This window comes from Acidithiobacillus concretivorus, from assembly GCF_018853445.1.
In the GTDB taxonomy this organism is placed as follows: Bacteria; Pseudomonadota; Gammaproteobacteria; order Acidithiobacillales; family Acidithiobacillaceae; genus Acidithiobacillus; species Acidithiobacillus concretivorus.
On record NZ_JABELD010000075.1, the window covers coordinates 13,429 to 26,288 of the forward strand.

At 54.2% G+C, this 12,860-nt stretch carries 15 protein-coding genes; 11 read left to right on the forward strand and 4 right to left on the reverse strand.

Annotated elements, in window-relative coordinates; genetic code table 11:
* Positions 1-300 precede the first annotated feature (300 nt).
* Genes HJG40_RS10265 through pdxA form a run of 8 tightly spaced genes read left to right on the forward strand, consistent with a single transcriptional unit; the run spans position 301 to position 5,549 of the window.
* Entirely contained in the window at positions 301-1,125 is an 825-nt protein-coding gene (locus tag HJG40_RS10265) for an ABC transporter ATP-binding protein (protein WP_215864097.1), read from the forward strand.
* A gap of 3 nt (positions 1,126-1,128) precedes the next feature.
* Entirely contained in the window at positions 1,129-1,911 is a 783-nt protein-coding gene (mlaE, locus tag HJG40_RS10270; protein WP_215864098.1) for a lipid asymmetry maintenance ABC transporter permease subunit MlaE, read from the forward strand.
* A gap of 13 nt (positions 1,912-1,924) precedes the next feature.
* On the forward strand, positions 1,925-2,404 hold the full coding sequence (gene mlaD / locus HJG40_RS10275) for an outer membrane lipid asymmetry maintenance protein MlaD (protein WP_215864099.1): 480 nt from the start codon (positions 1,925-1,927) through the stop codon (positions 2,402-2,404).
* A 12-nt stretch (positions 2,405-2,416) separates the two neighbouring features.
* Positions 2,417-3,058: an MlaC/ttg2D family ABC transporter substrate-binding protein gene (locus HJG40_RS10280; protein ID WP_215864100.1), complete on the forward strand. Its 642-nt coding sequence runs from the start codon at positions 2,417-2,419 to the stop codon at positions 3,056-3,058.
* A complete protein-coding gene (locus HJG40_RS10285; protein WP_215864101.1) occupies positions 3,055-3,372 on the forward strand; it encodes an STAS domain-containing protein in 318 nt (105 codons plus the stop codon). The genes HJG40_RS10280 and HJG40_RS10285 overlap by 4 nt, the downstream gene beginning before the upstream one ends.
* Positions 3,365-4,285 (forward strand): ABC transporter ATP-binding protein, encoded by a 921-nt coding sequence (locus HJG40_RS10290; protein ID WP_215864102.1) that lies wholly within the window; start codon positions 3,365-3,367, stop codon positions 4,283-4,285. Before HJG40_RS10285 ends, HJG40_RS10290 begins: the two co-directional genes overlap by 8 nt.
* Positions 4,286-4,299: 14 nt before the next feature.
* A complete protein-coding gene (locus HJG40_RS10295) occupies positions 4,300-4,551 on the forward strand; it encodes a S4 domain-containing protein (protein WP_215864103.1) in 252 nt (83 codons plus the stop codon).
* Positions 4,548-5,549: a 4-hydroxythreonine-4-phosphate dehydrogenase PdxA gene (pdxA, locus tag HJG40_RS10300; protein ID WP_215864104.1), complete on the forward strand. Its 1,002-nt coding sequence runs from the start codon at positions 4,548-4,550 to the stop codon at positions 5,547-5,549. Before HJG40_RS10295 ends, pdxA begins: the two co-directional genes overlap by 4 nt.
* A 35-nt stretch (positions 5,550-5,584) precedes the next feature.
* Here the strand turns inward: pdxA and HJG40_RS10305 are convergent, their stop codons facing one another.
* Complete coding sequence (locus tag HJG40_RS10305; protein ID WP_193639669.1) at positions 5,585-6,139, reverse strand: HNH endonuclease; 555 nt, start codon at positions 6,137-6,139, stop codon at positions 5,585-5,587.
* Positions 6,140-6,201: 62 nt separating this feature from the next.
* Here HJG40_RS10305 and rsmA point away from each other — a divergent pair, with 62 nt between their 5' ends.
* Positions 6,202-7,026 carry a 16S rRNA (adenine(1518)-N(6)/adenine(1519)-N(6))-dimethyltransferase RsmA gene (gene rsmA, locus HJG40_RS10310; protein WP_215864105.1) on the forward strand — a complete coding sequence of 275 codons (825 nt, stop codon included), beginning with the start codon at positions 6,202-6,204 and terminating at the stop codon, positions 7,024-7,026.
* Entirely contained in the window at positions 7,004-7,471 is a 468-nt protein-coding gene (locus tag HJG40_RS10315; protein ID WP_215864106.1) for a YbjN domain-containing protein, read from the forward strand. Before rsmA ends, HJG40_RS10315 begins: the two co-directional genes overlap by 23 nt.
* On the opposite strand, the gene HJG40_RS10320 is transcribed toward HJG40_RS10315, so the two are convergent.
* Positions 7,437-8,300, reverse strand: a complete 864-nt coding sequence (locus HJG40_RS10320; protein ID WP_215864107.1) for an SPOR domain-containing protein — start codon at positions 8,298-8,300, stop codon at positions 7,437-7,439. The two genes, HJG40_RS10315 and HJG40_RS10320, sit on opposite strands and share 35 nt — an antisense overlap.
* Positions 8,301-8,306: 6 nt before the next feature.
* The gene (argS, locus tag HJG40_RS10325; RefSeq protein WP_215864108.1) at positions 8,307-10,046 is read right to left on the reverse strand and encodes an arginine--tRNA ligase; all 1,740 of its coding nucleotides are present in this window, start codon (positions 10,044-10,046) and stop codon (positions 8,307-8,309) included.
* Between the two features lie 351 nt (positions 10,047-10,397).
* Between argS and HJG40_RS10330 the strand changes: the two genes are divergently transcribed.
* Entirely contained in the window at positions 10,398-11,312 is a 915-nt protein-coding gene (locus HJG40_RS10330; protein WP_215864109.1) for a mechanosensitive ion channel family protein, read from the forward strand.
* Here the strand turns inward: HJG40_RS10330 and HJG40_RS10335 are convergent.
* Positions 11,228-12,796: an MFS transporter gene (locus HJG40_RS10335; protein ID WP_215864110.1), complete on the reverse strand. Its 1,569-nt coding sequence runs from the start codon at positions 12,794-12,796 to the stop codon at positions 11,228-11,230. The two genes, HJG40_RS10330 and HJG40_RS10335, sit on opposite strands and share 85 nt — an antisense overlap.
* Positions 12,797-12,860: the final 64 nt, after the last annotated feature.

Below are 12,860 nucleotides of genomic sequence, written 5' to 3' on the forward strand. Positions count from 1 at the left end.
CAAAGTTAAAAAGGTTAAGAAGTAGCTCCCGTGCACCCCCAGACAGTACTTGGTTTTATGCCCTACCTTGCTGGAACGTGGCCATGCCGTGCTCCAAGTCTCTTAAGGACTGACCCCCTTAGTAACTGCTTTCGGTGCCGTGGAAACAGGATGCGAACTATACACTTATCCGCATGGGATGCAAGGGGATTTTCAGATTTTTTTAGATCTGCTCGCAGGCTCTTATTTCAGTGTTGTGGTACCCTGTTGACCGTTCGGTTTATACTCTGACCCCTGACTGATGATGGAACAAGGATGCTCATGGCTGCTGAGGCTCTTGTAGAGCTGGAAAATGTGCGCTTTGCCCGTGGCTTGCACCCGGTGCTGGCGGGGGTAGACATGCATATTCCCCGGGGTGCCATTGTTGCGCTGATGGGTGCCAGTGGCGGAGGCAAGACGACCATGCTCAATCTCATGGCCGGTACTTTGCGTCCACAATCCGGCCAGATTCGTATTGCCGGGCAGGATCTGCAAATGCTCAATGAGGATGCCATGTATGGTCTGCGTCGGCAGATGGGTATGCTGTTTCAGCACAGTGCGTTGTTTACCGATTTGAGTGCCTTTGAAAACGTGGCTTTTCCGCTGCGCCGGCATTTTCGCCTTCCGGAAAATGTACTGCGCAAGCTGGTCATGATGAAGCTGGAGGCGGTGGGGTTGCGCGGCGCTGCGGGGCTGTTTCCGGCAGAGCTTTCGGGAGGAATGGGCCGCAGAATTGCCCTGGCGCGAGCGGTCGTCATGGATCCGATGCTGATATTTTATGATGAACCTTTTACCGGACTGGATCCCATCAGCGTGGGAATTATCGCCTCACTCATCAAACGACTGAATACGGCTCTGGGGGCGACCAGCGTGTTGGTGAGTCATGATGTGGAAGAAACTTTTTCCATTGCCGATTACGGTTTTATTCTGGCAGGCGGCAAAATCATTGCTGAGGGTAGCCCGGCGGACTTGCGTGCCAGTGATTCCGCCCTGGCTCGACAATTTTTGGGGGGGCAACCCGATGGGCCGGTGCCTTTCCATTATCCAGCCCGGCAGGATTATGCCGCCGCGTTGCGGGACAGTCATGCCGCTGGTGAGGTGCTATAGCGCATGGCTATGCTCGAATTTATTCCGCAATTGGGCCGACGCACCTTGCAAATCGTTCCTGGCCTGGGTGCCGCCAGCCGTTTTCTGTTATCAAGCCTGCTGAGCGTGTTTAATCGTCATTTCAGTTTTCAGCAGTTATTCCGGCAGATTTATGGTTTTGGTGTGCGTTCGCTGGTTCTTATGGTGGTCGCGGCTTTTTTTACGGGAATGGTTCTGGGATTTCAGGGGTATTACGCGCTGGTGCGTTTTGGCGCGACTTCGGCTTTGGGAACGCTGGTTGCCTTGTCGTTGCTGCGCGAACTGGGGCCAGTGCTCACTGCTTTGTTATTTGCCGGGCGTGCGGGTTCTGCATTGACCGCAGAAATCAGTTCCATGAAAGCCACCGAGCAATTAAACGCCATGGAAATGATGGCGGTTAATCCTCTTGCCTGGGTAGTCGCTCCCCGCCTTTGGGCGGGGATCATTTCGGTGCCCATACTCTGTGCGATTTTTGATCTGGTCGGGATTTTTGGCGGGTATCTGATTTCCGTGCCGGTATTGGGTGTGGATGGTGGGACTTTCTGGGCACAGATGCAGTCTAACGTGACCTTTTCAGGGGATATACTGACGGGCTTGTTCAAGGCTCTGTGTTTTGGTGTGGTGGTGACCTGGATTGCCGCCTGGAAAGGATATACGGCGCGGCCGACGGCGGAAGGGGTAGGTAATGCCACGACGCTGAGTGTGGTGACAGCCTCGCTGACCGTATTGGGTCTTGATTTTATTCTTACAGCTTTGCTATTCAGCTGAGGGCAGGAAGCGCATGGAAACTCGGGCAATAGATTGGTGGGTCGGCATATTCGTACTGCTGGGCATTGCAGCGTTGGTGGTGCTGGCATTACGGGTAGGGAATCTTTCCGGCTTTGCCTATGATAGTGGTTATGTACTGCATGCCGATTTTACCAATGTAGGCAGTTTGAAGACCCGCAGCCCGGTTAAAATCGGTGGCGTCACTATTGGCGAAGTCACCCATATTGGTATGAATCCGAAAACCTACATGGCCAATGTGACCATGCGCATCGAACCGTCCATCAAGCTGCCGATTGATACGGGCGCCTCAATTTATACCCAGGGACTGTTGGGTGAGCAGTATATTGCCATTCAGCCGGGTGGCATGCCGCAGAATTTCAAGTCCGGCGCGACCATCACCCTGACTCAGGGGGCAGTTAATATTGATCAGATGATTGGTCAGATGGTGTTCAACAAGGCTGCAGGAAGTAGCAAGTCGTCAGGAAGTCAATAAGGAGAAATTTTGATGCGTCAGATCAGCTGGATTGCGCTGTTATGTTTGATTTTCGCCTGGACTGTGCCGGCCAGTGCCACGGATGCCCCCAACGCTCAGGGTGCCGTCACCGTGGTCCATGAGCTCACCAATAATGTGTTGAAGGTGCTGCGTACCAACAAGGGTAAACCCATAACTCCGGCTGTCAAAAAGCAGGTGGCTGATATTGTGCTGCCGCATATGGACTTCACCACCATGTCCCAATATGTCATGGCGCAGTACTGGCGGCAGATGAATCCCGCGCAGCAGAAAGAATTTGTAGTCCTTTTCAAGGATCTGCTGGTGCGTACCTACAGTAATGCGCTGAATCATTATCATGGTCAGACGGTAAAAATCACGGGTAGCCAGCAGGTTTCCCAGGACCCGCCCGTGGCCCAGGTCAATATGGTTATTCGCCAAGCCGATGGTGGTCCGGATATTCCAGTCATTTATGCCCTGCTCTACACCGATCATACCTGGCGGATATATAACACCTACATTGATGGTGTAAGTATGGTGTTGAATTATCGACAGAGTTTCGGGCAGATAGCTTCCAGTCGCGGAATCCCCGCCTTGCTCCAGCAAATGACCGAGAAGGATGCGACTGAAAAAAGTTCCGGGAAGCAGCCCGCTTGAGTCCGGGAGCTAACTGGCAGCGCCGAGAAGTCGATGGGCAGACCCGACTATTCCTGCTGGGAGACTGGCGAGTCGCGCGTTTGGACGGACTGCTCAAAGGCTTTGACTGGAGCCGGGAAGGTCAAGCCTGTGCGGTAGTTGCTTTGAATGAGCTTGAGGCCGGAGACAGTGCCACGCTGGCCTTGCTGATGGAATGGACTCAGGCCCAGGCTACCAAAGGGGTGGCTTTGCAAATTTGCGGAATGTCGCAACCGTTGCAGGAGCTGGTGGCCCTTTATCGTTTGCAGGATATGCTACGCATCTGCCATGAGTGATTGTCCCGCTATTCACATTCAGGGCTTACGTAAAGCCTACCAAAGCGGGCATCTGGCCCTGGCCGGTGTGGATCTGGATATTCATGCCGGTGAGTTTTTTGGTCTGCTGGGCCCCAATGGGGCGGGTAAGTCATCGCTCATCAATATTCTTGCCGGTGTGGTCCGCCGCTCCAGTGGTGTAGCGGAAATTTTCGGGTTCGATGTCGAAAGAGATTTTCGTCGAACCCGGCAATTGCTGGGGGTGGTTCCTCAGGAACTGGCTTATGATCCCTTTTTTACCGTACGTGAATTTTTGCGTATGCAATCCGGTTATTTTGGCCTGCGCCACAATGATGACTGGATTGATGAGCTCATGGCAGAACTGGATCTGGCAGACAAGGCCAATGCCAATCTGCGGAATTTATCCGGGGGCATGAAACGGCGGGTGCTGATTGCCCAGGCACTGGTACATCGGCCACCGGTAGTGGTGCTGGACGAGCCGACTGCAGGCGTGGATGTGGAGTTGCGCCAGGGACTCTGGCAGTTCATTCGACGCTACAATGCCGAAGGCCGAACGGTCATTCTAACCACTCATTATCTGGAAGAAGCCGAGGAGTTGTGCGAACGTATTGCCATCCTGCAACAGGGAAAAATTGTCGCCCTCGACAGAAAAGAGAATTTGTTGAGTGCGGCAAGTTGGCGAATCCTGAAAGTGACTTTTGATCATGATCCCGGAGAACTGGGCCCGGCGCTGGAGGATTTGCTAACTGGGGCTAGTGAAAATATCCGGGTATTTCGCATTGATGCTCAGTGCAATCCTCTGGGTGCAATCCTCGCCCAGTTGCAGCAGTTGCCTGCACAAATTCTCGATCTGCATTTGCAAGAACCACGTCTGGAGGATGCTTTTACCGACATCCTTGGACAGATGCGCTAAAAGGCTCTACTTCAGTGCGCCTGGATTTATTTCTGAAAATGTCGCGACTTATCAAGCGCCGCAGTCTGGCCAAGGAAATCTGTGATGCGGGTTGTGTGCAAATCAATGGGCGGATTGCCAAGGCCGGGGCAGAAGTAAAGCCGGGGGATGTACTGACCGTGGATATTCGTGATCGTTTGCTGCGGGCGCGGATATTGCGCTTACCTCAGCGTGTGGAAGGACCAGAGCGCATCGTTGAAATGCTGTCAGAGGAATCCGGGTTATGAATACATTGTCGCGTTTGTTGGTGACCGTTGGGGAGCCTGCCGGAATTGGTCCGGATATTTGTTTGCAGTTGGCTACTCATCCGCTGCCTGCAGCGGTACTTCTGCTGGGAGATATACATTGCCTGCGCAGCCGGGCGACGATATTAGGGTTGCCTGTGCGTCTTGAACCCTGGCAGGAAGGGGATCCATGGCCTGAGCTTGAGCCCGGTATTCTGCGGGTGCTGGATATACCCCTGCTGCACAGTTGCCGGCCGGGGCATCTGGATCCTGCCAATGCTCCGGCAGTGTTGCGCAGTCTGGACAAGGCTCTGGATTTGCTGCGCGTGGGGCTGGCGGACGCTCTGGTTACTGCGCCTGTGCACAAGGGAGTCATCAATGACGCGGGTATTCCCTTTACGGGGCATACCGAATACCTCGCTGGATCCTGTGGGCAAAGTGAGGTAGTGATGCTCCTGGCCGGGCGCGGGTTGCGGGTTGCTCTGGCTACCACCCATCTACCTTTGGCCGCAGTGCCAACCGCCATTACCCGGAGTGGTCTGGAACGGACCCTGCGGATTCTGCAGGCTTCCCTGATCCAGGATTTTGCCCTGGCTGCGCCCCGTATCATGGTCGCGGGTTTAAATCCTCACGCCGGTGAGGGTGGACATCTGGGACACGAAGAAACTGACATCATTATCCCGGTTATTCATGCCCTGCAACAGGAAGGTATGCGGGTTTCGGGCCCCTGGCCGGCAGATACTTTATTTACTCCCCGCTTGCTGGAGGACGCCGACGCGGTTTTGGCCATGTATCATGATCAGGGGTTGCCGGTGCTGAAATATCATGCGTTTGGTGAGGCCGTGAATATTACCCTGGGTTTACCTATTGTGCGCACCAGTGTAGACCATGGTACGGCCCTGGATGTGGCGGGCACGGGGCGAGCGCAAGGAGAAAGTCTCCTCCATGCACTTGATGCTGCCGCAGAAATTGTCCGGAACCGGCATATGAACCTGCCCTGATGGAGAAGCTGGTTCAGGTCGAAAACAACAAGCGCTTAGCCTATCCGGCTGCGTCCTTCGGGCACTTGAGCCAGCAGGAACTCCATCTGGTCGGCGAGAATACGGCGATTGCTGAGCAACAGATATTCCGCCCAGGTCGGCGTAAAAGGCACCGCCAGCAAGGGCATGTGCGCCTCGTCCGGAGTGCGGTCGTCCTTGCGACTGTTACAGCTGCGGCAGGCCGTCACCACATTGGTCCAGATATCCCGGCCCTTGCGAGAAATGGGAATAATATGGTCACGGGTCAGTTCGCGCACCGGATAATGTTTGCCACAGTACATGCAGAGATGATGATCGCGGTGAAACAGGGTTTGATTGGAGAGGGCGGGAGGCCTGATTTTGCCAAGATGCCGACCGCGTACGGCAATGACCGGATGAATGTCGAGCTGGGAATGAATGCCACTGCGCCGGCATACGCCACCGTGGGCAGTGAAAAAAGGATTCCCGAGGGTCCAGGCCACATTACCCCGGACATAATGGGCGGCGGCTTCTTCCCAGGTTTCCCAGGCCATGGGACGACCACCGACGTCAAGACGAAGCACGAGGTGCATGGGCTTTCCGTTTCGCATCGCCTGCTAGAGGCGTCACCCAAATATAGCATGAAGCGAGGTGAATGATGCAAGAGGGAACCTTGCCGGTAGCTAAAAAACGTTTTGGACAGAATTTTCTGGTGCAACCCTATATTGTGGAACGCATCATGGATGCTCTTCGCCCGGATCGGCAGGATGTTCTGCTGGAAATCGGGCCGGGTCCGGGAGCGCTGACCCAAAAGTTGCTCCAGGTACTGGATCATTTGACGGTGATTGAACTGGATCGGGACATGATCCCCGGCCTTGAGGCTCTGGCGTCCTCCGGGCAAATGACGATCATGCAGGCCGATGCCCTGAAGGTGGATTTTGCCCGTTTGAGTGATAGCGACAAGCAGCTGCGGGTGGTGGGTAATCTTCCCTACAACGTGGCAACCCCTATTATTTTTCATATTCTGGAGTCGGTAGGGCAGATTCAGGATATGCACTTCATGTTGCAAAAGGAGGTCGTCGAACGCATGGTGGCGGCCCCCGGGAGCAAAACTTATGGTAGATTATCGGTGATGATTCAGGCTTGGTGTGAAGTAGAGTCCCTGTTTACAGTAGGCCCGGGGAATTTTTTTCCGGCACCCAAGGTGGATTCAGCCTTCATGCGTTTGCTACCCTATAAGCCAGTTTTGCTGACCGATTGTCTGCGCCCGGTTTTTGCCCGGATTGTTACCAGCAGTTTTGCGCAGCGCCGCAAGACCATCGCCAATAATTTACGCGGTATTTTCAATGCGGAGCAGTTACGGGCGCTGGACATTGATCCGTCCTGTCGTGCGGAAACACTGGATCAGGCTGCCTTTTTTCGCCTCGCCGAGGCTTTTGCTGAACAAGGAACCCAAGATGAATCATGTAGAAGTGGTTGAAAAACTGTTTATGGAACTGGAGTGGGAAGCCAAAATGCTTCCAGATTACCCGGTTATGACCTGTGCGCTGCAGGTACCCAATGGCACTCTGGATATTTTCTGTCATGTTCATGCAGATCGTGAGCGCATCCTGTTTTATTTGCGTCCACAAAATCTGGATATTACTGCGGGCAAACGATTGGCGGTGGCCGAATTTGTGACCCGTGCCAACTATGGCTTGTCTCTGGGTAATTTCGAGCTGGATATGGAAGATGGTGAACTTAATTTCAAGACGATTTTGCAGGCCCCGGCAGCAGTATTATCTACGGCCTTGTTGCGTCCCTACTTGTTGTTGGGTGTGGAAACCATAAATCATTATCTGCCCGGACTAGGCAAGGTACTGGCCGATCAGGAAACTCCCGCCGCAGCCATCAAGGCGCTGGAGACTGGGACAGCGGTGCATTAGTTGCAGCACCGATGATGCCGTTGCCAATCAGCAAAGGGGTGATGCCCATGCCGCGAATTTTGGCGAGGGTGGGTTGGGCCCCGGCCAAAGAATCAAAGGTTTGGGTTTGCAGGCGATACAGCGTGTTACTGCCATTACCATCCACTTTGGTCATTCTGGTGCTGACGCCCAATAGTGCCAGGCGGTCACGGAGCACGACGGCGGCGGCCCGATTCGTAAATGCACCCACCTGAATAGTTACCGGCTGATGTACAGCTATGGCAGCAGCACTGTTGGTGCTTGCAGAAGGAATGCCCGGACCACTGCCGAGAATGTCAGCGGGTATATCGACATGCATTTTCGGCAGGATCTGATAAAAGTTGAAATCCACGCCGCTGCGTGTGGAAGCAGCAGCGGCCGTTGACTGGGTGCTGGTGGTGCTGGCTACTGTCCCGTTTTTGCTGTTGCTGGTGCTGGAGACGGGGGCAGCGGAGGACGCGATGGCCGTAGCCAGCGCCATGGAACTGGTGCTCGATGCGTTGTCCCCTGTTGCAGACTTGGCACTACTGCTGGCTGATGCGGCAGTGCTGCCTGAATTTTTCGACAGCAGCCCCAGTTTGCCGGTGTTGATGGGTAATTGCGCGATCCACCACCACACCAGGGCACTGAGCAGCAGAATGATAATGAGCAATATCCAGGGCCAGCGTCTGGGGCCTCGACCTTCGGCAGAATGCAGTGCTTCCTGCTCTTCCTCCAGTTCGGGTTCGGGCTCCCTCGGCCTCCGGGGTGGAGGCGCCGGGCGCTGCTCTCCGGAAGGTGGGCGGCTGGTCTGGTTTTTATAATCACGCATGACGGTTTACATCTGCTCCGGTGCCGAGACCCCAAGCAGTTTCAAGCCATTGGCAATGGTCTGGGCGACCCCTTTGCAAAGCGTTAGGCGGGCGTGGCGCAGGGATGCTTCTTCCACCAGAATCTTGGTGGAGTTGTAATAAGTGTGAAAAGCGGCGGCCAGATCGCGCAGATAAAAAGCAATCTGATGCGGTTCCCGATCCCGGGCGGCGCTGTGCACGACTTCCGGAAAGCGCCATAGTGCATCGGCCAGAGCCAGCTCGCGGGAATCTTGCAGACAATCCAGTGCGCGCTCATTCTCTGCAGGAAGACTCAAGCCTTTTTCTGTAGCCTGGCGGAGCATGGAGTAAACCCGGGCATGGGCATACTGGATATAAAATACCGGATTTTCTTCCGAGTGCTTTTTGGCCAGATCCAGATCAAAGTCGAGGTGCTGATCAGCACGGCGCAGCACATAAAAAAAGCGGGCGGCATCATTACCCACTTCTTCGCGCAGTTCGCGCAGGGTGACAAATTCTCCGGCACGGGTGGACATGGATACTTTTTCCGCACCGCGATAAAGAATGGCAAACTGGACCAGTACGACTTCCAGCTTTTCGTCATCCAGTGCCAGTGCCTGAAGTGCTGCCTTGACGCGAGGAACGTAGCCGTGATGATCGGCTCCCCACATATCCACAACATGCGTGAAACCACGGGCAAATTTTTCGGCATGGTAAGCCACATCTGAGGCAAAGTAGGTGTACGCACCGTTTTCACGACGCAAAACCCGGTCCTTGTCATCGCCAAATGTGGTTGACCGGAACCAGAGCGCGCCATCCTGAATGTAGCAATGTCCAGCAGCTTCCAGTTCGGCTGTCGCCCGATCTACGGCCCCGGAATCGACCAGTTGCCGTTCTGAGTACCAGCGTTCGTAATGCACGCCGAATTGTTCCAGATCATTGCGGATGTCGTTCAGGATTTCATCGAGCCCGGCACTGTGCAACACGCGGTAATCATTCCCCAGGCTTTGCTTGAGGTGGGCGATCAGTGCGTCCACAGCCGCATCAGCGTCTTTCATGGCGGGCAGGTTGGGGATGCTGGCAGCGGCATGCTCCATACGGTCGCCACATTGCACGCGTAACTGTGCCGCAATTTCGCGCACATAAGCGCCGCGATAGCTATTGTCCGGGAAGGGCCAGGGGAGCAGCCCGGCTGCTTCGAGATAGCGCATGTATACACTGGCGGCCAGAATATCCATCTGTCGACCGGCATCATTCACGTAATATTCACAGAAAATATCATACCCATTGAAGCGCAAAATATTGGCCAGGCTTGCGCCGTAGGCAGCGCCACGACCGTGCCCGACATGAAGAGGACCGGTTGGATTGGCCGAAACAAATTCCAGTTGCAGCTTTTGTTGCCCGCCCCGTTGGTTGGACCCAAACTGATTTTGTTCGATCTGGATTTTATGGATGACCGCATGAAAAGCGGCAGGGCTCAGGAAAAAATTGATAAACCCCGGTCCGGCAATTTCCGTACGAACTATCCACGAGCTGGCGGGCAAGGCCGCGATAATGGCGTCGGCCAGGTCACGGGGTTTACGTCCGGCCTTTTTGGCGAGAAGCAGGGCGATATTGCTGGCCAGATGGCCGTGCTCCACCTGCTTGGGGCGATCCAGTTCGAGCTGAGCCGGAACTTCCGGAATGACGCCTTGCTGCAGCAGGTCGTTGAGGGCCTCTTGCAGGGGCTGGAGAACAAATGCTTTCACGGGGCTACCTTATCCAGTCAATTTTTGCTTTAGTGTAACTGATGTGGACGCTTTGCGGCAGGGGTTGTTGTATGTTTGTCACGGCGTTCGTTCTGATAGAATACGTATAATCCTGAAAACGGCAGTGGGGCTGGGGGCTTTGCCGCGACTTTGGCCCGCGCCGTTGTTGTTCTTGGTGAAATCCTGCGCCCGTCAGGAGAGCTGTTTGAGCCCAAAGGGCGAGTTCTCTCCTGACAGCAGGATGAGCCTTAGAACAACAGGCAAGGGACGTTGGAGCAAAAAGCCCCCAGCCCCACTGCCGTTTTCAGGACAAACCCTACCCTTGGCGGAAAATGGATGGAGAAACTGAATATGCATGACTATTGGGGGGCTTTCTGGCGATGGTTTACCACACCATGGCATTTGCCGGGCAACATTCTTATTGAACCCCTGGGGATTATCGAATTTGTGCTGATCCTGGTTTTCCTCTGGTGGGGCGCTATCTGGCTGAGAAGGCTGACGCGGAAAACCCTGACCCGGAGTCTGGGGGCGGCTACTGCTTATGCAATCTCCAGGTTGACCTACTATATCGTCATAGCTCTGGGTATTTTGATTGCCCTGCAAACGGTTGGCGTCAATCTCAGCAGTCTGAGTATTCTCGGTGGCGTAGTCGGTGTCGGTTTGGGGTTTGGCCTGCAAAATATTTTCAGCAATTTTGCCTCTGGTTTGATTCTACTTTTTGAACACAGTATCAAGGTCGGAGATTATATTCAGATCAAGGAAAATGGCCTGCACGGCGAAGTCAAAAAACTTAGTGTGCGTTATACCCAGATTATGACGAACGATCATGTGGATGTTTTGGTCCCTAATTCCCAGTTTGTGAATGGGGAAGTGATTAATTGGAGTCTGGATGATCCAGTCATGCGTATTCACGTTCCTTTTCGGGTTCCTTACGGGACTGACCGGGAAAAACTCCGTGAGCTGGTGGTGAATACCGCCTTGGCCCATCCCTTATGTAGCCGAAAAACAGAGTATTCACCTTCACTCTGGCTCAATGCTTTTGGAGAAGCGGGATATGATTGCGAGATGATTGTTTGGGTAGAGCGTGACGGATTGATGCGTCCTGGCGGCACCCATGCTGCTTTTAACTGGGCGTTGGCGGAAGCCCTCGAAAACGCGGGTATAGAAATTCCCCGCCCACGTCAGGAAGTGGTTCTGGCCCCGTCGGTGGCTTCGGCTTTTGCCGAAGCGGCAAAACCGGTTTCCGCTTCCTCCTCTTCGACGTAGTTTTGCGGGCTGTCCGCATTTTTCATGCGGCTCGGAGGAATGATGAAAAAGTACGCTATCAATGCGGCGGCCAGACAAATCCACATGGACAGGCGCAGCAGGTTGTCGATACTGAGGGTATCGGCTTTGACCATGATCATGTTGTGCAACATGGCCGCTGATAAATTCTGATGGTTATGGAAGCGACTGATCTGGCCGCGAAAGTGATCGGCGGCCATGGCGCTGTAACGGGTCCAATAGACACTCAGCAGGCTCACGCCGATATTTGCACTGAATACCCGGATGAAGTTGCTGGTCGTTGCCGCTGAAGGGATTTCTTCGCTATCCAGTCCCGAAAGAATGATGAGGGTCAGGGGCACAAAGAGCATGCCGACGCCAATGCCTATCAGGAGGATGGGAATAAAAAGGTCAGACAGACTGCTGATGGGGCTGAGATAAGCATTGCCATAAGCAAAGGCAAAAATGCTGAAACACAAGGCAGCCAGACGACGCAAGCCGAGCAGTCCCCGAAGACGATCCATCTGGGTGGATAGAGGAATCGCCCCCAGCCCGATGGGGAAAAGAACGAGGCTGGCCCAGAATCCGTTAAATCCCAAATCTTCTTCCGCCCACAGCGGTAAAATGGAAGCCCAGCCCATGAACATGGCCCATCCTAGGCAGAGTAGCAAAAGCCCCAACCAGTAATTACGCCGCTTCAGAAAGTGGATTTCCAGCAAGGGATGGGCTGTTTCGCTTTCGCGCCAGGCAAACAGCAAAAAACAAGCCAGAGCTATGAGGGTCATTTTCAGAATAAACGCAGAGTGCCACCAGCCATATTCTTCGCCCTGATCAAGTACGACTTGCAGGCTCATCAGTCCGGCGTAGAGTAGACCGAATCCCCAGCCGTCAAAGGGCGGCATGTTTTTTCGACCCTGATCTTTGGGGATACCACTGCTACCGAGCAGTAATGCCAGTATCCAGAAAGGCAGAGAAAGCAGAAAAATACTGCGATAACCGAGGTCTGTAGCCAAAAAACCGCCCAAGGCTGGCCCGAAAAAAAAGGGAACCAGCATGGCATTACTCCAGAAAATGGTGACCAGGCCATGATGTCGTTCTGGACTATGGCGCAGAAACAGGCTTTGGCTCAGAGGGACCAGCAGCCCTGCGGCAATCCCTTCGAGGGCACGGGAAAGCAGCATGATCCAGAGATTGCTGGTGGTGGCGCTGATGATGGTGCCGATGCCGGCAACCATAACCGCCATCTGGAATACGCGCCGCATGCCAAAACGCTGGGTGGTCCAGGGCATGAGAGTGATGCCCAGGGACCAGTGCACGATAAAGTAAGTCAGCGTCCACAGGGCATGATCGTTACTGGTGGAAAGGCCACCCGCCACATAGGGGAAAATACCTTGCACCGAGGCACCATCAAAAGAGCCCATACCCAAAGCCAGTGCTACGCCTGCAAAAAGTGGCCAGGTTCTGGACAATGGCTGGATGCGCTCCATCAGGTGTCTCCCATCAAATTTGCTCTACTGTAGCGCTGTCACTAATATAGAACTAATAGATTGA

Excerpts from the sequence above, each read along its gene's own strand:
- mlaD (WP_215864099.1), top strand. The coding sequence starts at position 1,925 with ATGGAAACTCGGGCAATAGATTGGTGGGTCGGCATATTCGTACTGCTG.
- rsmA (WP_215864105.1), top strand. The coding sequence starts at position 6,202 with ATGATGCAAGAGGGAACCTTGCCGGTAGCTAAAAAACGTTTTGGACAG.
- mlaE (WP_215864098.1), top strand. The coding sequence starts at position 1,129 with ATGGCTATGCTCGAATTTATTCCGCAATTGGGCCGACGCACCTTGCAA.
- HJG40_RS10290 (WP_215864102.1), top strand. The coding sequence starts at position 3,365 with ATGAGTGATTGTCCCGCTATTCACATTCAGGGCTTACGTAAAGCCTAC.
- HJG40_RS10330 (WP_215864109.1), top strand. The coding sequence starts at position 10,398 with ATGCATGACTATTGGGGGGCTTTCTGGCGATGGTTTACCACACCATGG.
- HJG40_RS10265 (WP_215864097.1), top strand. The coding sequence starts at position 301 with ATGGCTGCTGAGGCTCTTGTAGAGCTGGAAAATGTGCGCTTTGCCCGT.
- pdxA (WP_215864104.1), top strand. The coding sequence starts at position 4,548 with ATGAATACATTGTCGCGTTTGTTGGTGACCGTTGGGGAGCCTGCCGGA.
- HJG40_RS10315 (WP_215864106.1), top strand. The coding sequence starts at position 7,004 with ATGAATCATGTAGAAGTGGTTGAAAAACTGTTTATGGAACTGGAGTGG.
- HJG40_RS10335 (WP_215864110.1), bottom strand. The coding sequence starts at position 12,796 with ATGGAGCGCATCCAGCCATTGTCCAGAACCTGGCCACTTTTTGCAGGC.
- HJG40_RS10305 (WP_193639669.1), bottom strand. The coding sequence starts at position 6,139 with ATGCACCTCGTGCTTCGTCTTGACGTCGGTGGTCGTCCCATGGCCTGG.
- HJG40_RS10320 (WP_215864107.1), bottom strand. The coding sequence starts at position 8,300 with ATGCGTGATTATAAAAACCAGACCAGCCGCCCACCTTCCGGAGAGCAG.
- HJG40_RS10280 (WP_215864100.1), top strand. The coding sequence starts at position 2,417 with ATGCGTCAGATCAGCTGGATTGCGCTGTTATGTTTGATTTTCGCCTGG.